Raw genomic sequence first — 17,292 nt, 5'->3', positions numbered from 1 at the left:
GAGGTACTGCACGGCCACAGTCTGGGAGGACTGCGGCACCCGGATCACTTTTCAGGCTGCTTCGGCAGAACGTCGGCGATGGGGCCCGCCGCCCGATTGACTTCGACGTGGTAATGCTGTCCCAGAAATGCAGCGAGTGTTGCGGCGATCTGATTTTGCGTCACGCGCTGGCAGTTCTGGCGCTCTCCAAGAGGAGGCGTATCGGGTCCGAGAAACGCCATCCACATCTCCTCGGCCCGTTCGATCTGTTTGCCGTGATTCTTCCAGTCGACAAGTCCTGTTCCCCGGCCATGATCGGTCGTGATGATGAATGTTGTCTTATCCCGGTATTGGTCCAGCGACTGGCAGAGATTCCACAGACGTTCAATGTATGTGTCCACGGCATGGGCCGAATTGAGGAGGTTGTCGTAGCGTCCCGCGTGGCCCCAGGCGTCGGTTTCCAGAAATCCGATCATCATCACACGGGGTTGATGTCGCAGCAGATGCTCGCGCGCCGCCTGATACAGAAAGGAATCGATGACCTCAGCCCGGTGGGGGCGGGTGGTATCCGCAATTAGATCATTCAACAGCTGTTGCCTCGCATTCGGCTGTTCTTCCGGGAGCGGCTCCCACCCTCCCATCACCGGGAAGTTACACCGTTCGCGATTGATAATGAACGGGACCACGTCCCACGCACTGAACGCTGCCACTTTGCCGTCAAACTCAGGCTGGCGATGCAGCCATTCCAGCACGGTAAAATTCCGGTTCGGCACCTTGTCGTTGCTGGTGATCAGTGGATCCGCATAGCCCGTCAGCAACTCGTTGTACCCCGGGTAGGAAAACTTCATCTCGTTCGTGATCTGCGCCTCGCTCCCCGCATTCCTGTTCCCGAAGAGTTGCCCCTCACGGGCAATCTTCCCCCAGAAGAACGGAAGCAGCGCCTCCCGACGTTCTTCCGGGCTCTCCCGCCAGTACCTGTCCTCCAGCTCCTTGGCGGCCACAACTCCGCCATGCTTTTTGTTCATGAGGTCTTTCTCAGCCCCGGTGAACACCTCTTGCCAGCGCAGGCCATCGGTTGTAATGAGAAAGACGTTCTCGGTCTTGAGGCCCTGAGCAGAGACAGCAGTCCCCGCGACCATCAGCCAGCACAGGGAAACAAGACAGGACCACACGGAGCGCAGCGGGCAATCGGCCATCAGCACAAGTCCTTGGTGAGAGAAGTGAGTTGTCACCAAGTTTTGTGAGCCCGCCGGGTGTTTTCAAGGGAACCGGTCCATTCTGGCAACGCGGAAGTTCGTGGAGCCCGACCATCACGCGTCGAGTAACGATGAGGATCGGCGCACGGGGAAGCACTCACAGCCCCCCTGCGACAGGTTCAACGCAGGCCCGAGTCGGGATGACGATCTGTCGCAACCATCGCTCCCGGCAGATCCCACCGGCCAGTCGAATTTGCTGTGAACCGCCGATCCCATCGAGGATGACCATTGTCCGCCGGATGATGAAACGAGGAGCAATGCGCCAGGTTCTCTAGGCGACCAGCTCTTTGAATGCCGCATACAACATGGGAGAGAGATCACATGGACCAGTTCGTGTCACAAATCGGATGCCGTCATCCAGACCAATATTTTCGATTCTTGCAACGACGGCACTCGCCATCAGCGGTGAGCGACTCATTCCACCACTGCAGGCAATGAGAGTTCTTCGATGGCCTCTGATCAGGCTCACCAACAGGTCGATCGCGCAATTGATGATCAGTGCCGAGTTTCCTTCCCCGTCCAGCAGAGGAAACCGGCAACAGATGACCTCGCGTGGCAGGCAAACAGGCGGCTCCTCCACAGCGAGATCGATAACCGCTTCCAATCCTGTTCTCATGACAGCTCTGGCGTCGCGGGCGTCACGCGCATTTCCAATCCACAGCAGATTCGAGAGGACTTCACGCATCTGTCGCCTTTCAGAAATTACGCCGCAGCGTCATTGTCTCCTGACAAGAATTGCCTCCACATCGGGGCTTTGCAAGTCGAACAGGGCGATGCCGAGCAGCGTGGCAGTGGGCGCACTCCTGCCTGAACAGTCCAATCCGGCTTCCGGAGCCGGTTGCTCTCGCCAGTCAGAGCGAGGCTGGCGCTTTGGTTGTTGAACAGCACAACACCGCGTGGCGAGGGGGGGGCCGAGCAAGGATCAGAACAGACTCAAACTCGCCTCAGTGGACGAAGCCCAGACGGCGGTAGTGAGAAACCTTGTTCCGCAGGGTTCGGGATGTCACCCCCAGATCAGCTGCAGCCTCGGTCTTATTGCCGCGGAATCGTTGAATCCGATGCAGAATGATTCGGCGCTCAATCTCATCAAGCGGGAGCCGATCGAACGGCGACGGCATTTCTTCCCGGTCTTCCGAAGGGGCTTCGGCCTCGGTGGGCAACTCGATCCGTTCAATCGTGCTCGTCGTTGAGAGCAGACAGCAGCGCAGAATGACGTTCTTCAGCTCGCGCACATTCCCCGGCCACGGATAGTCGCAGAGCTGTTGCATCACGCGACGAGAGACTTCGCGCACGGGCTGTTCCAGTTCCGGTTGGGACTGCTGAATAAAGTGGTTGACCAGTGCGGGGATATCTTCGGGACGTTGCCTGAGAGGGGGGACTTCGAGCGTGAGCACATTCAGCCGGTGATACAGGTCACCGCGAAAGAGGCCCTCTCTGACTTCCTGCTGCAAGTCGCGATTGGTGGCGGCGACCACGCGGCCCTCGAATCGCAGTGACTGATTGCTGCCCACCCGCTGAAATTCCCGTTCTTCCAGAACCCGCAACAGCTTCGCCTGGAGTGGCAGCGGGAGTTCCCCGACTTCGTCGAGCAGAACCGTTCCCGCTGCCGTTTCTTCCAGTCGGCCGACCCGATGGGACTGCGCTCCGGTGAAGGAGCCCGCTTCGTGTCCGAAGAGTTCACTTTCAATCAGCGTGAGAGAGAGTGCGGAGCAATTGACACGCAAATAAGGATTGTGGCGGCGGGGACTGTGTTGATGGATCAGTCGCGCGAGCAGTTCCTTTCCGGTGCCGCTCTCCCCCTGCAGCAGTACGGTCGCCCCGCAACGGGCAAACCGCCGGACACGTTCCAGCAGCTGCAGCATTTTTTGTGACTGAAAGACAAGAGGCACGCCGGTCACGGGAGGTCCTGTCGAAAAGGGAAAGCCTGGTTAGCGAACGTGCTGAGGGTGTCAGCGTTTTGGAGTCAATTCAACCGGGGCTCGCGATAGGGAAGCAAGGCTTTCACGGGACGAAACACTTGCTGTGCGGGCAATAAGGCAACTTGCTTCAGCGTGTCTGATAGGCCCGTTGCATCTGCTGGTGTCGCAGGCCGGAATCGAGGGCAGGCAGAAGTTGATTCCGCAGCTGTCGGGCGCGGGCTTCCAGGTCGTTCAAGTGCTGGATCAGCTGCTTCAGCAGATGTTCGTGCCCCTGCAGTAAGGCTTTCAGTTGCGGTCCTGGCTGGGTCGAGGCAGACAACCACTTCAGGCGGAGCGGTGCCAGCTTCGACTCGGCCGCCTGAATCTGCGACATGAGTGGCTGCAGGCGGTTCAAGCACGCAGTCACATCCGCAGCACAGGTGGCAGGGATTTTGGCTTCAGCGATCATCAGCTCGAGAGCCCGTCGATAGTACGGCTCGAGGCGCTGGAGCTCCGCCGTCAGCTCGACCTCAATTTGACTTCTGTTCAAACTTAGCAATTTCTGCCTCCCAATTGGCAAGGGTGGTTTTGAGTGCCTGAACGTCGGACTGCAGGCGCGCTTTCTCATCCAGATTGGCCAACCACCACTTGGATAAATCTCCGATCCAGTCTGCATCAGCATGAGTGATCAGACGGCGATAATGCTTCTGCGCTTCGGTTGTGTTGCCGAGCTTGCGGTGACAACTCGCCACGAGATATTCGCACCACAGCTGTTCGGGACGTGTCAGTTTTGCGGAATCCAGTTGTTCGATGATCTGCAGGCAGAGTTCGTATTCAGCGGTGCCGAACAGGCTGCTCGCAAGCGCACACCGGTCCACAGGGCCGTGGAGAGGATCCTGAATCGGCGGGCCCTGTTCCGGTGGGGATGCGGGAAATGTGAGTGGCGACTCTGGCTGGGCTACAGTGGAGGAGTGCTGCGGAGCGGGGACCGGTTGGGGAGCTGACTCCGTGTCCAGCTCTTCCTTGAGTGTCTGCGGACTCTCTTCAAAGAACTCCGTCGTCGGTGTGGCTGGAGCGAGTGTGGCGTCAAGATGCCGGGCCAGTTCTTCCAGTTGTTGTCTGAGTTCGTGGAACCGCCGCTGCTTCAGGGTCTGCAGTTCGCGCTCCAGTGACAGCTCCTCGCCATCGAACAGGGGCAAAGCGGTCTGACTGATGGAAGGTGCGGGGTGATTGTCGGTAGTCACAATCTCTGCAGCGAAACCCGACGGCAGCAGCTGCAAAATTGCGACAAAACCGAGTGCGATTCCGCCACGAAGACACAAACGAGGAAGAGAACTGTTCATGGGTGGACTCCTCGTTGCGAGGTCGCCGGAGCCGGCTGTTCAGTTGGCAGCACGCCCGTGAAGCACTGCACCGCCCGGCGATGATCTCCCTGAACCTGGAAGACATAGCCCATCAGCTTCAGCGCTTCCCGCCGAGCTGGATCGGGAACTTTGGCATCACGAACAATTTCCGAGCACTGGGAGAGAGCGCACGGCAGGTCTCCATCGCGGTAGGCCAGTGCGGCATCGGCGATCAGGGCGTGATAGCGAAGATTCGGCGGTAACGCTGCGCCTCCCTGCGGCGACGCCAGTGAGCTGGTCGGCCCGGCATCCTGAATGAGCGAGGACCTCATCTGATTCTGCAGGGCGAAGGGATACGAGGTCTCAAGACATTGCTGAAAGACTTTAATCTCTTCGGGAACCATTCCGGTGTCGCGGAACGCCAGCCCCGCCAGATAAGGCCATTGTCCTCCGAAGCATCTGGACAGTTGCAGATTGGACAACGCTGCGATCATGGTTCCCCCTTCGCGCAGTTGCTCGCGCTGTTCAGCTGCAGCGCGGTAGCGGATCAGGCTCGCCAGAAACGCGGCCTGGTCGAGATGGGCGGGTTGCGTGAATGCCGGACGGTGGTCCACCAGAATCTGATTCGCACGCTGATGATGACCCAGCAAAACATAGGCACAGGACAGAGTCAGCGCCGAGACCGACTCGAAGCGGCTTCCGACTGAAAGGGCGAGTGCCCGTGTCAGCGGCGCGATCGCCTCTCGCGGTGCTTCCTGCTCCAACTGGATCCGACCCAGAAACAGATAGGCGATTGGTTCCAGAGTATGTCCCGACAACAGATCAACAGCACGCTGAAAGGCCTGCAGTGCGGTCGCTGCTTCCCCTTGAGCCAGTCTCAGCTTGGCAATGTTGAACCATGCCAGAGCCACATGTTCCCCCCGGGGGAAGGTCTCGAGAGACTGAGTCAACTGACGAATTGCCTGCTCCGGCTCATTCGCCTGGAACGCGAGGCGGCCCAATTCCATCAGGGAGATCGCATTCCACGGATGCTCCGGCGCGCTCAGTCCTGCGAATCGCAATGTTCGCTCGGCGGAATGGTGACGATATTGTTCGATCTCTTCGCCGCTTGCCTGCTGTGCGGGGAGCACAACAATCTGCTCCCCCTTTCCTGTCATCCAGATCATTTCATACGGGGCAAGCAATGCATCCAGCACGATTCCGAGGGGCAGATTGCGGTAATGGCATTGCAGCGTGTGTTCCTGCAGCTGGAGTTGAGCAGTGGCGGGGAGGCTTAATTGAAATCCAGTCTGCTGTGCCACCTGCTGAAGGATCTCCGGAACAGTGAGGCGCCCAAGATCGACATCCAGCACCGTATCGTCGACGGTCCGGCGGGATTGTTGCACCACGGTAATTCCGTGGGGAATGAGCGGAGCGACCGCCGGCGAGGGGGGGAGGGGAGCAGTCAACTCCGCGAGAACGACTTCCGGCCGGGTCACCGGCTGGAAAACAGAGAGCTGACGCACCTGCAACGGCTCGTCTTGCCGTTCCACAGGTGTTTCGGAGTTTTCGATCCGGCTCGCCAGCAACAGCCCCAGCTGATGGGGAAAAGGGGAATTCAGCGCGTCGCGACGGGGATGACTTCCTTCCAGTAACGCCCGGTAGAGCGTGGCAATCGCCAGTTCCCGGCGACTGGACAACGACCAGACCCGTGCCTGTCCCAGAATGGCAGCTTCCAGCAGATTGGAATCGGGCTTCAGCTCGACAACCCGGCGATACTCGATTTGTGCCTGTCGAAGGTCTCCGAGAGCTTCATCGCAAAGACCGATTCTCAGTCGGAGATGGGCCTCAAACAATCCACTTGCCTGTCCAACAAGTGGAAGGTAGAGGTGCAACGCCAGTCGGCTGTTCCCCTCGAGCAGAAGTTCATCTCCCTGTGCCAGTTGTTCAAGCGGATCGATCTGCGGTTCAGAGAGTGTCTCAAACTCCCGCAACTCGGGGAGCTGGCTCGCCTCCTCAGGAAGGAGAGTTGTTGCGGAATCCTCCAACGGATGGGAGACGTCGCTGTTCGATTCCGAACTGTGGTGCGGAGCTGTTGAATTCTGGGCCAGTTCAGTCGCTCGCTGTTCACGTCCGATCACCTGGCTCTGAGGTGGCCGAGAAGTCTCTGTATTAAAATGGGCCACTTGCTGTACTAAGGAGGCGTTGCCGTTTCGAACAGGTGTGGAAACACGCAACAATCGCACATTCTCCTGCAATGCTAAAAGCGATGGCTCTTGAGCAGGTGAAATGACAACGTCAGGCCTGCTGGAGGTCACTTCCCGAGAGAGAAGCTGCAGCCCCAGCCCCGCTGCGCCGGCTGCCATTGCCACTGATGTCAGGCAAAAGCCCAGCGTTTTGAGCACATCGACCACGCGGGTCGGCACGCTGTTGTCTTGCGAAAGGGTGTGAAGAGGACTCATGGCACTGCATCCGGAGTCGCGGTTGGCCCTACGATCGGCGTAACCCGCATATTCTCTCATCGGTGCGGCCCGGGGGATTTTCTTCAATCTGATTAAAAAATTAGCAAGTTGTACGAATTCGCTTCGATAACTTTGCCGTCACGTGTTCTGACTGTGAGTGTTTCATGCAGATTCGTCGGTACGACCTTGAACCACACCATGTGGAACCGAAGGGACCAGTGCGTCCCGGAGGTGCTTCACAGGGAACGGGTCTGGCCGCGACTGACGGTCCGCGCAAGGAACGCTCGACCACCGATGCAGGTGGTCCGAGTTCGCAATATTCCGGATTGATCGAGCGGTTCCAAAGTCAACCTTTGGTTCGCGCCAGCGCAGTGGAGGCAGCGAAAGCGAAACTGATTCGTGGCGAGTACGGAACACGGGAAGCTGCCGAGCGGCTCGCGAATACAGAGTTGAGACACGAGTTTTTTTGAACCGTCCGTGAATGTCATTGAGATCATGATCCCAGGATGGGGAGTATCAGCTACAGGGACGTAGCGTCATCAGGACCTGACGGACTCACCCACAGCAAGGTATGATCAATGGCTTTTACGATTGCTAACAACGTCCTTTCCATTAATGCCCAGAATAACCTGACCAAAGCCAATAGCGCTCTGTCCCAGTCAGTCGAACGGTTGTCATCGGGCCTCAAGGTGAATCGCGGAGCTGACGGCCCGGCCGCCCTCGTAATTTCGGAAAAGCAGCGTGCCCAGATCGCTGGTCTTCGCCAGGCGATTGACAACTCGGAAAAGGCCGTTTCGCTCGTCCAGACGGCGGAAGGAGCACTGGGTGAGATTAACGATCTCCTCGTCAAAGTCCGCAGCCTCGCTCTCGATTCCGCCAATGCCGGCGTCAACGACGAAGACGCTCTCGCCGCCAATCAGGCTGAAATCAATAACGCTCTCGATACGATCAACCGCATCGCCAGCAATACGCAATTCGGGACGAAGAAGCTGCTCGACGGTTCAGCCGGTGTGACCGGGACCGTCACCGATGCCGATGTGACCTTCCTCAAGGGGACATCGGACACAACCGCCGGAGCCTACGCAGTGGTGGTGACAACCGCTGCAGAGCGGGCCAACGTCGTCGCCGGCGAAGGACAGACCGATCCGCTCGCTTCCGATGAAATCCTGACCGTGAACGGTGTGTCGATTTCACTCTCCGCAGGGCTCACCCAGGATCAGGTCGTCTCCCGCATTAATGAATACACCGCCCAGACCGGTGTGAAGGCGGACATCGTCAGCGGCGATACCCGCCTGAGCACGACCGCCTTCGGCTCCGCAGCCAAGATCAGCGTGACCTCCAACGTGGCTGCCGCAGACGACAGCAGCGGCTTCGGAATTGGCCTGCTCACAGACAACGGCGTTGATATCGCCGGAACCGTCGGCGGCGTCACCTACACCGGTGTCGGGAACGTATTGACCGCCACAAGTGGAGCAGTCAAGGGACTGTCACTGAAGTTCGCAACCGATCCGCTGGACGCCGCAAAGTCGGTCACCGGTGCTCAGGGGAACGTGACCGTGAGCGACAATTCACTGGTCTTCCAGATCGGACCGAACCAGAACCAGACCGCAAAGGTCGCGATCAGCAAAGTCAGCGCTGATTCGCTGGGGATCGGAGTGACCGGCAACCAGTTTAACAACCTGTCGGAAATCGAAGTGAACTCCGCCTCGAAGGCTCAGGACGCGATCGGGATCATCGATTCCGCGATCAACGACATCACCAACCTGCGAGGCGACCTGGGAGCGTTCCAGAACAACACTCTTTCGAGCACTTCCAACAACCTGCGGACGACACTGGAAAATACGACCAATGCCGAATCCGTGATTCGTGATACCGATTTCGCCGCCGAAATCGCGAACTTCACCAAGAATCAGGTGCTCGTGCAGGCCGGAACGTCGGTACTCGGAAACGCCAACCAGATTCCACAGCTGGTGCTGCGACTGCTGCAGTGATTGATCCGGTTGCGGATCGTGTGAACTGAAACGAAGCCCGCTGGAGAATCTGCAACGATTCCTTCAGCGGGTTTTCTGATTGAGTCGATGCTAAGAGAGCATTTTAATTTTTGGATCGACCCGTATTCGCCACGCGGCTTTGTGCGCTGCAACAAACCGAATTCCCGCCGCGTTGCAGAATCTGAAAGCACCGTCCGACACTCAGCCCAGAGATTGCAGCAGTTTCACGCATCTCGTGTCGTAATCCACTCTGATCCCTGCCGGAACCTGTCATGGCGATCAATATCAGCGGACTGATCTCCGGGATCGACACGGATAACATCATCTCCGGTCTGCTCGATGTGCAGCAGAAGCAGATTGATCAGTTCAACTCCCGGAAGCAGAATGTCCAACTGAAACAGGCAGCATTTCAGACGCTCGAGGCCCAGCTGGTCTCACTGCGGACGACGATCGGTCAGCTCAGCCGAACGCAAAACAGCGTCTTCGACAGCCGAACCGTTAGCGTTTCCGATTCCAATGCGGTGCTGGCCACGGCGGCGTCGCGGGCGGTGACCGGCAGCTATCAACTGAAAATCGAATCGCTGGCCAAAGCCCATCAGGTCGCTTCGCAAGGGTTCAACGATGCGGACGCCGCCATCACCCAGGGGACCTTTACGGTTCGCATTGGCGGACGCCCCGCTGCGGACATCACCATCGATGGAACGAACAATACGCTTGCCGGACTGGCGAATGCCATCAATTTCGCGAACGTCGGTGTTTCAGCCAGCGTGGTGCAGGACGGATCCACCGGGGGGAACGCCTACCGTCTCCTGCTGACTTCAACGGAAACCGGTCAAGGCAAGTCGATTAGCGTGGTAAACAGTCTCACCGCATCGGATGGAGAGACCGCTCGTCCCGAGTTTGATTTTGATTATCCTGTGCAGGCCGCCACGGATGCGCAAATCCGATTGGGAGATGGGCCGGGGGCGCTTGTTGTCAACAAGTCGACCAACACCGTCAGTGATCTGATCTCCGGAGTGACGCTGAACCTGCTCGCAGCCGATGCCGGAAAAACGGTGACGGTCAATGTGGCACAGGACACGAGCGGAGCAGCGACCGCGGTTCAGGACTTCGTATCCGCTTACAATGGTGTGCTGGATCTGATCTCGAAATACACCAGTTTCGACGCCGAGACCAAGCAGGCGGGAATTCTACTGGGGGACCGCTCCATCAGTCAGATCAAGAATGAGCTGCAATCGACGATTCAGTCTGTGGTGCCCGGGCTGTCGGCGAAAGCGAACCGGTTGAGTTCGCTGGGAATTACCGTCGCCGATAACGGGAGCCTCGTAGTTGACTCGGGCAGGCTGGAGAGCGTCATCGCAGGCAAAGTGTCGGGTGTCACCTCAGGAGATCTGCGGAAGTTGTTTGCTCTCGATGGGACCAGCGACAGCGGCAATGTGTCGTTCCTGTTGGGGAGTGCCCGAACCAAAAGCTCATCAACACCCTATCGGGTTCAGATCACCCAGGCAGCAGAACGGGCGACGATCGCAGGCGCCAACCCCCTCGCCCCCTCGACGACGATCGACGCCACAAACGAGACTCTTCGTTTGAATCTGGACGGGACGGATCTGACGGTGACTCTTGCCCGGGGAACCTACGCGCCTGCTGATCTGGCACGGCAGCTGCAAACCGTGGTGAATCAGCATCCTGACCTGACAGGACGGGCTCTGACCGCCGCGATCGGGACAGGCGGTGAGCTGACGTTGACCTCGGACAGTTACGGTAGCTCGTCACGCGTCACGGTGGTCGACGGCTCCGCACTGGGAATACTCGGATTGACCGGAGGCGAAGCAGACACCGGCGTTGATGTGGCCGGGTACTTCCTCGTGAACGGTCAGCAGGAAAATGCCACTGGCCGCGGTCGCATCCTTTCCGGCGATGCGGACAATGCCAACACCGCTGATCTGCAGGTGCGGGTCACGCTTTCACCAGCGCAGGTGGCGAGTGGAGCGACGTCCGAAATCCGGATTTCCCGGGGGCTGGCCTCCATGCTGGATCAGGTCCTCGTCGACATGTCGAGTTCCAAGGGGACCTTCCAGGCGATCGGGTCCACGTTGACTTCTCAGCTGGAAAGCATCCAGAAGAGCCTCGATCGTCAGCAGGCAACGTTTGATCGCCAGAAGGACGATATCACCCGACAATTCACCGCGCTGGAGTCGGCGATCGCCAGCATGCAGAACACCAGTTCGCTGCTGGGCGCGCAGCTGGCGGGCCTCAGCAGCATTGGAAAATAGTTTCGATTCGCCCCCTCATCGTCTCGCTGGTCTGTCAGGAGTCTGAAGTTCATGCAATCGTTTCATGCGTACCGTCGCAACGCCTCTGCCGGCTGGACCAGAATCGAAATGTTGCTCGCGATCTACGATGCAACCATCGCTGGTCTGGAGGCCGGGATCGACGAGGGGGGGCGGGGCGGACAGGCCGAACTGCTCCAACAGCGGTTTCGCGTGACAAAGCTGTTGCTGCTGCTGCTTGATGGAATTGATGTCGGCAGCGGCGAAGTGGCCCAGCGGATCCATGACCTCTGTGTCTTCTGCATTGAACAGGTCAACAGCCCGGGGCTCACGGGCTGGGAAAACGCACTGAGCATCCTGCAGACCTTGCGTGCTGGTTTCGAGGGGATTCGCGAGGAGGCCAACCAGCTGGAAGCCTCCGGTCAGGTCTCGTCGGTCGGCTCAGCCGATCGACGAACAGTGCTGCATGTGTAGAGCATTTGATCGTTGATCCGGCCGTCGATCGCCCACAGCCTCGATGGCACAGATCCGCAGCTCATTCCGTCGACTCTTCGCGTCGAGCGACTTCACGATTGACCAATGGTCATTCCCGAAGAGAGCGCGGCACATGAGCACCACTCGCCGCGGAGCGACCTGACCTGCGGAACGCTTTACAGATCATTGATGCGTTGTCCAGAGTGGACGGCAGCCGGAGCTGCCCCTCGAGGAATTCGGCGGAAATGTGTCTCGCAATTTTCGGCGAACCTAGCTCTACTCAGCGAATGTGTCTTCCCTTGATGGTTGGACTCCCCTCGTCACACTGCGCTGGGCAACCTGTCGATGAGGAGGCTGACTGGATCCGTCCGGGGGCAGCCAACGGCCTGAAGCAGAATAGGTTGCCGAAGGAGCGAAGTATGTCGGTGGTGGATGGGCGATTGTGGACTGCGGTCAACGTTTTGGCGCGGGAGCTGAAGGCGCGTCAATTGAAGCTGGTGCTGGCGGAAAGCTGCACCGGCGGGACAATCGCCGCAGCGCTGACCGACATTCCCGGTTCGTCCGACTTCTTCTGCGGCTCATCGGTCACCTACCGCAACGAGACCAAAGCCGAGTGGCTGGGCATTGCCCGGAGCGATCTGGAGAACCCCAATATCGGCCCGGTCAGTCCACGAGTGGCCGAGCAGATGTGCAAACTGGTTTTGCAGAAAACCCCCGAAGCCGACATCGCGGCATCCGTCACCGGCCATGTCGGCCCGGGTGCTCCTGATGGTCTGGACGGGGTGATTTACATTGGGGTCGTGACTCGGGCGAGCAACGTTCCCGTGGTGCAACGGAGAACGTTGAGTGTCGCAGAGACACCTGACCAGCCGTTACGACTCGTCCGCCGCTATCTGGCAGCCACCATGGTGATCGAGGCTGTGCTGCAGCATCTCGCCAAGCAGTCGGTCGATCTGCGGGTGAAATAGCGAACCGGCAATGGACTGAGGGGAGTCGCCTTCGTCGCAACCGAGGGAATCTCCTCACGGAATCCGTACGGCACGTTCGTCGCATCCCCGGACCGGCGTCATCTGCTTCAGGAACGCATTTCTACCGATTACAACGATTACAGCGGTATCAAGCCGATCGCTCGCTCATCCGTTCTCACCCGGATGGAAGTGCATGTGGTAATCGGGAAGCATTCCGCTATTCATGACATAGACTGGAGCAGGTTGCCTGTTCTGATGCTGCCGATGCACGGCTTTTCCCTGAATGAAAAGCCTCGGCTGGGCAGCGAGGTCGAGGCAGATCCTGAAGACAGAACGTGGTCTCAGTTCCGGCGGGCGGCTGGTACCACGGAATAACTCCCGGAAAGCAAGCGGACACCGCTCGATCGGGATCAGTGAGCGTTGAGGGTGGGTTACCAGAGCGAGGCGCCCGGTGGTCCACCAGAAATCTCACGGAGAGAATAGAGCATTCATGGGTTCGTCGCGCGAACAATCAAAAGCTGTCTCGGCCCAAATCGCCCAGAAGGACGATCTGATCGCCGCGTTGACTTCGCAGCTTGAGAAGGCGGTCGAACAGCTGGATCGGCTCAAACGCTCCGGCGCCGACCGACTCGGCTCCGGCCATTCCTCTGCCCATGAGGCGGCCCGCCAACAGGAAGAGCTCTCCGGCAAGCTCGAATCCGCCCTGGCCGAGTGGAGCGAATTGCAGCCGACAGACCGCATTCTCAAGATCGAAAACGGAATCGATCAGATTTTGGCGATCCTTGCACGCGGCGAGCCGGTGCGCAGCCGAATCGCAATGGAGTCAGCACCGACCGCTCCCGCTCCGAAGGCCGCCCCCGCAAAAGCCACAGGCGGAGATGAAAGCTTCTGGGAAGCTGCCAAGGCACGTTTGATGCGGGAAGCGGGAGTGGAAGAGCCACCCCCTGCACCTGCGATCGTCGAACAGACGCCTGACCCAGCGCAGGAAACCGTCATCATCGATCAGCAGAAGATCACCGATGTCGAAATTCCCATCCCGGAGGCTCCTCATCCGATCAGTGCCGAAGCGGATAAAACCCAGCTGTGGCAGGCCATCGAATCACGCGATCTCCACATCCAATTTCTCACCAGTCGGCTCCGGAACGCGGAGTCCAACCGCAATCCCTTTCCCGACTGGGATGTGCTGGTCAATGTCCCTGAGGAGTTGAAGATCCGGCTGACGGCACTGGAGGCCACGCTGCGCGAACAGCTGCGGCAGGCGGAAATCGCCAACTCTCTGGAACGCGCCACCTTGACCCGGGAACGGGCGCGACTCACCCAGATCAAGCAGCAGCTGGAAGGGCACATTCGCAAGATGGGACTCACGCCGGCGGGTCTGGCGGACGCCGCCGCTGCCCAGAAGAATCCTCCCGAGCCTCCGACCAAGGAGCCGGAGCAGGATCGTCGCTGGACGCGCCTGTTTCAGCGCTGAAACTTTCCCGGGCACACCCGAGCCAGCCCTGCGACGTCACTTTTGAAAGGCCGGGGGGCCACTTCACAACAGCGGGACGTGCAGACCTCGGCCCCGATCACAGATCGAGATCCTCGTCCCCCTCCTCGTCGTCCTCATCCGGCTCATAATCCGGGTGCAGCGGATGGTCGGGATTGAAGAAGAAGTCGCCCAGCCCCATCGGAATCGCATTTCCTCCCAACGACTGCCGCTTCCGCTCCGCCAGCGATTGCAGGTCGAGTGCATCCTGACCAAGGCATTTCTCCAGCGAGTCTCGCCAGGCAGCATCTTTCGATAAGGGGTGGGTCGGATCGGCCGCCAGTTGCTTCAACGCAAACCGCAACACGTTAATCCCGTCGCGGGTTGAAAAATCGAGCTTCAACTCGTGTGACTGCTGCAGAAACTCAACGGTGAGATTGAGCATCTCGGCGTCCGAGAACGGGAGGTGGTACTTGAGAATGGCGAGTTCGTCTTCCCGCGAAGGAAAGCCCAGCGTGAGCGTTGGCTGCAGGCGGCTCAGGATGTAATCGGGGATCTCGAAGGTGGAATCGTCATCATTCATCGTCACCGCACACCGGAAGTCGGCGTGCGCGGGAATGGTGATTCCGGCCACGATCGATTCCACATACCGCCGGTGATCGAGCAGCGGTGCCAGACTCGCCCACGACTTTTCGTTCATCCGGTTCCCTTCATCGAGAACGCAGACGCCCCCCCGAATCATGGCGGTCACCAGCGGTGAAGCCTGGTACTGGATCTTTCCACTTTCGGCCAGCACCGGAGTCACCAGCAGATCTTCCGGACGGGTATCGGCGGTGCACTGGTAGATGTACAGCTCTTGCTTGCGGGCATGCGCCGCGGCGATCGCGAGCGTGGTCTTTCCAATTCCTGGCGTTCCGAGCAGGCGCGGGGTCAGGGGAAGATCGCGGGGATCGACAACCAGCCAGCAGGCAAGCAGCTGCTTGAGAACTTCCCGTTGTCCAATCCATTCGCCGGCAGAGGCATCGGGATGTCCGAGGTGAAGGCGGATGCCGTCGATTTCAACATATTCTTTCATGAGCGGGTCGATTCTCGCTGCAGCGGTCGGATGTCGTGCGGCATGGGCTCGTGTGGCGCCGCGAACTGATCTTAGAGTGAACCGGTCCAACAGGCGAGCGGATGCCTCACGATTCCAAAGTGAGCGATAAGATGAGCAGGGCGATTCCGCCAGGTCGCAGGCGATCGTGGCTCAATGAGGTGGAATCGAGACCGGAAGGCGGTCCAGGCGAGCCTTGTCCGCGTGCGGGGCCTCTGCTCTCTTTCCTCCCCCAGAATAGTCCGGGAATTCCCCGGTGCGACCCTTTTTTGAACGCCTGTGCGGCCAAAGGGGGGCGCGCAAAAAAAGAAACGGCCCGGTTAAGGGCCGTTTCGATCGAACTCTTCGTTGTCGGATTGACCGAGGTGGTCAGACTTGGATCAGTGAGCGAGGCTGAACAGGTTGTTCAGGCTCTTGCGGACTGAAGCCGGGCGAGCGGTCTGTTCTGCCTGGCGTTTCGGGAAGTATGCCCGTTCGCCTTCAACCGGAGGAGCCGGAGCCGGGCCAGTCGTGGACTGGGTCGGCTGTTGCGAATGAGTTGCCGGCTGGCTCACGGGGGAGCAGCTGGCCACGCATCCGGTTTCGCAGCAGGTGTCGCAGTTTCCGTCGATGATGTCGTATCCGCAAGCCTTCAGGGCCTGTTCGGCCTGGCGGCGGACACCACGATCACAGTCGGCCAGAGCCACGGTCAGAGCACTCACGGTGCACTGGCTGCAGCAGCAGGGGTTCTTGCGAACCTGGTCACCGATTTCGTCAGCAGCGGCAGCACGGACGCGGTGATCAGCGTCGTTCAGGGCGTAGACGAAGGCGCTGATGATTTCCGGGTTGCAGACGCAGTCATAGCGGTTGCCGAGCTTGCGAAGAGCAGCCTTCCGCTGGCGAGGATAGCAAGCGGTCTGAGACTGATAAATCAGCTCTGCAATTTCGCAAGGATCAACGGTCGGGCAGCAGGCGCTGTCACAGGGAGCACCGCAGCCCGGATCAGCCGGAGCACCGCAGGTGTTGTGGCAGCCGTTGCCGTTGTCGCAGGCATTGCCATTGACGCAGCCGTTGCCGTTACCGCAAGGTGCACCGCAGGCATCGCCGTTGATGCAACCATTGCCGTTACCGCAGGGAGCGCCGCAGGCGTTACCATTGACGCAGCCGTTTCCGTTCACGCAGGCATTGCCGTTGACGCAGCCGTTTCCGCCGTTGTCACAGGCGCCGCCATTGTTCAGGCAGCCGTTCGACACAGGACCGCAACCGTTGTCGCAGGCGTTGTCGCAGCATCCCAGCGGCTTGGCGCAGGAACGCTGATAATTGTACACGTTACGATGACAGGGCCGAACGATCGTCGGCTTACAACATTCGGGCTGAAAGGTGGGGGCGCAGTCACAACATTTGGACGCGCCGCAGCCCTTGAGGTGACCAAACAGGCCCGCTTGAGCATTGGTGCTCAGCGCGACCAGTGCAGCCACAGCAACAAAGGTCTTCATGGACTTCATAATGCAGCGTCTCCTTCCCTTGGGGACATTTTACTTTTGGCGCCGTCCTCACACCGGTAGCGTCTTGGAGCGTGCCTTTCATGGACAAAGAGCACGTTCCGCCACAGATGTCGCAGTTCGGTAAGCTTCGCGGCGGCCGACCATCGACCGACCCAGCGTTTACCTGCTTGCATTGACGGCAAAAAAATTCGACTGGTGAACGTCCTGGTTCCTCCGTGAGAACCCCGCGTCGCCGTCGGAGCACCACCCATCCCCTGCTGAGCCTTCCTGACTCGGTGACTACCTCGGCAACGATCACTCTGACGTACGAAGAGTTCGGTTCGAGGGGACTGACTAACCCTATCGGCGGGTCTGATTGAAGCGCTTGAGCATCTCAGGACTCATTTTAGGGCAAGGACTTACGTCGATTTCGGTGCTGTTTATAATGGTCGTGACGATTGGGTAAGATGCTGGCGAGTTTGCCGGGCCGATAGTCGTTACAATCGATCCAGACGGACCAAGATGGGAAAGCTGCAAAGGGCAATCCTCGCGTAAGACTCTTTCTGACTGTGACGAACGAAGCGGTGCACGCTCAGTTCGTCTCCCGATCGGATCGTTTCGCCCGACCCGCTGCCCTGTTTCCCCGCG

15 protein-coding genes are annotated in these 17,292 nt (G+C 59.2%); 7 read left to right on the top strand and 8 right to left on the bottom strand.

Translation table 11 applies throughout. The features are described from left to right. Window positions 1-44: 44 nt before the first annotated feature. Both SH664x_RS08680 and SH664x_RS08675 read right to left on the bottom strand, forming a co-directional pair. Entirely contained in the window at window positions 45-1,175 is a 1,131-nt protein-coding gene (locus SH664x_RS08680) for an alkaline phosphatase family protein (RefSeq protein ID WP_437206733.1), read from the bottom strand. A 331-nt stretch (window positions 1,176-1,506) separates the two neighbouring features. After that, window positions 1,507-1,653 carry a hypothetical protein gene (locus tag SH664x_RS08675; protein WP_437206731.1) on the bottom strand — a complete coding sequence of 49 codons (147 nt, stop codon included), beginning with the start codon at window positions 1,651-1,653 and terminating at the stop codon, window positions 1,507-1,509. 30 nt (window positions 1,654-1,683) lie between these two features. Here SH664x_RS08675 and SH664x_RS08670 point away from each other — a divergent pair, with 30 nt between their 5' ends. Beyond that, a complete protein-coding gene (locus SH664x_RS08670) occupies window positions 1,684-2,046 on the top strand; it encodes a hypothetical protein (protein WP_437206729.1) in 363 nt (120 codons plus the stop codon). A gap of 133 nt (window positions 2,047-2,179) precedes the next feature. Here SH664x_RS08670 and SH664x_RS08665 read toward each other — a convergent pair whose 3' ends face one another. The 4 genes from SH664x_RS08665 to SH664x_RS08650 all read right to left on the bottom strand — a co-directional run bounded on the left by SH664x_RS08665 (window position 2,180) and on the right by SH664x_RS08650 (window position 6,917). Further along, window positions 2,180-3,133 carry a sigma-54 interaction domain-containing protein gene (locus SH664x_RS08665; RefSeq protein WP_437206728.1) on the bottom strand — a complete coding sequence of 318 codons (954 nt, stop codon included), beginning with the start codon at window positions 3,131-3,133 and terminating at the stop codon, window positions 2,180-2,182. A gap of 148 nt (window positions 3,134-3,281) precedes the next feature. Beyond that, complete coding sequence (locus SH664x_RS08660; RefSeq protein WP_437206726.1) at window positions 3,282-3,683, bottom strand: hypothetical protein; 402 nt, start codon at window positions 3,681-3,683, stop codon at window positions 3,282-3,284. Beyond that, complete coding sequence (locus SH664x_RS08655) at window positions 3,664-4,476, bottom strand: hypothetical protein (RefSeq protein WP_437206725.1); 813 nt, start codon at window positions 4,474-4,476, stop codon at window positions 3,664-3,666. The genes SH664x_RS08660 and SH664x_RS08655 overlap by 20 nt, the downstream gene beginning before the upstream one ends. Continuing rightward, window positions 4,473-6,917, bottom strand: a complete 2,445-nt coding sequence (locus SH664x_RS08650; RefSeq protein WP_437206723.1) for a tetratricopeptide repeat protein — start codon at window positions 6,915-6,917, stop codon at window positions 4,473-4,475. Before SH664x_RS08650 ends, SH664x_RS08655 begins: the two co-directional genes overlap by 4 nt. Window positions 6,918-7,081: 164 nt before the next feature. Between SH664x_RS08650 and SH664x_RS08645 the strand changes: the two genes are divergently transcribed. From SH664x_RS08645 to SH664x_RS08620, 6 genes are all read left to right on the top strand, one after another. Further along, a complete protein-coding gene (locus SH664x_RS08645) occupies window positions 7,082-7,387 on the top strand; it encodes a hypothetical protein (protein WP_437206721.1) in 306 nt (101 codons plus the stop codon). Window positions 7,388-7,495: 108 nt separating this feature from the next. Further along, entirely contained in the window at window positions 7,496-8,908 is a 1,413-nt protein-coding gene (locus SH664x_RS08640) for a flagellin (RefSeq protein WP_437206719.1), read from the top strand. Between the two features lie 272 nt (window positions 8,909-9,180). Then, on the top strand, window positions 9,181-11,181 hold the full coding sequence (fliD, locus tag SH664x_RS08635; RefSeq protein ID WP_437206718.1) for a flagellar filament capping protein FliD: 2,001 nt from the start codon (window positions 9,181-9,183) through the stop codon (window positions 11,179-11,181). 51 nt (window positions 11,182-11,232) lie between these two features. After that, window positions 11,233-11,652 (top strand): hypothetical protein, encoded by a 420-nt coding sequence (locus SH664x_RS08630; protein ID WP_437206716.1) that lies wholly within the window; start codon window positions 11,233-11,235, stop codon window positions 11,650-11,652. Between the two features lie 419 nt (window positions 11,653-12,071). Beyond that, complete coding sequence (locus tag SH664x_RS08625; protein WP_437206714.1) at window positions 12,072-12,620, top strand: CinA family protein; 549 nt, start codon at window positions 12,072-12,074, stop codon at window positions 12,618-12,620. Window positions 12,621-13,110: 490 nt separating this feature from the next. Next, window positions 13,111-14,091, top strand: coding sequence for a hypothetical protein (locus tag SH664x_RS08620; protein WP_437206712.1), 981 nt, complete (start codon window positions 13,111-13,113; stop codon window positions 14,089-14,091). A gap of 97 nt (window positions 14,092-14,188) precedes the next feature. Here the strand turns inward: SH664x_RS08620 and SH664x_RS08615 are convergent, their stop codons facing one another. Then, complete coding sequence (locus SH664x_RS08615) at window positions 14,189-15,163, bottom strand: AAA family ATPase (RefSeq protein WP_437206710.1); 975 nt, start codon at window positions 15,161-15,163, stop codon at window positions 14,189-14,191. A gap of 398 nt (window positions 15,164-15,561) precedes the next feature. Further along, complete coding sequence (locus SH664x_RS08610; RefSeq protein ID WP_437206708.1) at window positions 15,562-16,665, bottom strand: HEAT repeat domain-containing protein; 1,104 nt, start codon at window positions 16,663-16,665, stop codon at window positions 15,562-15,564. Window positions 16,666-17,292 lie beyond the last annotated feature (627 nt).

The organism is Planctomicrobium aquicomposti, from assembly GCF_051466325.1.
Lineage (GTDB): Bacteria > Planctomycetota > Planctomycetia > Planctomycetales > Planctomycetaceae > Planctomicrobium.
The sequence above is the reverse complement of the archived record's forward strand: the minus strand, read 5'-3'. Positions and strand labels throughout refer to the sequence as shown.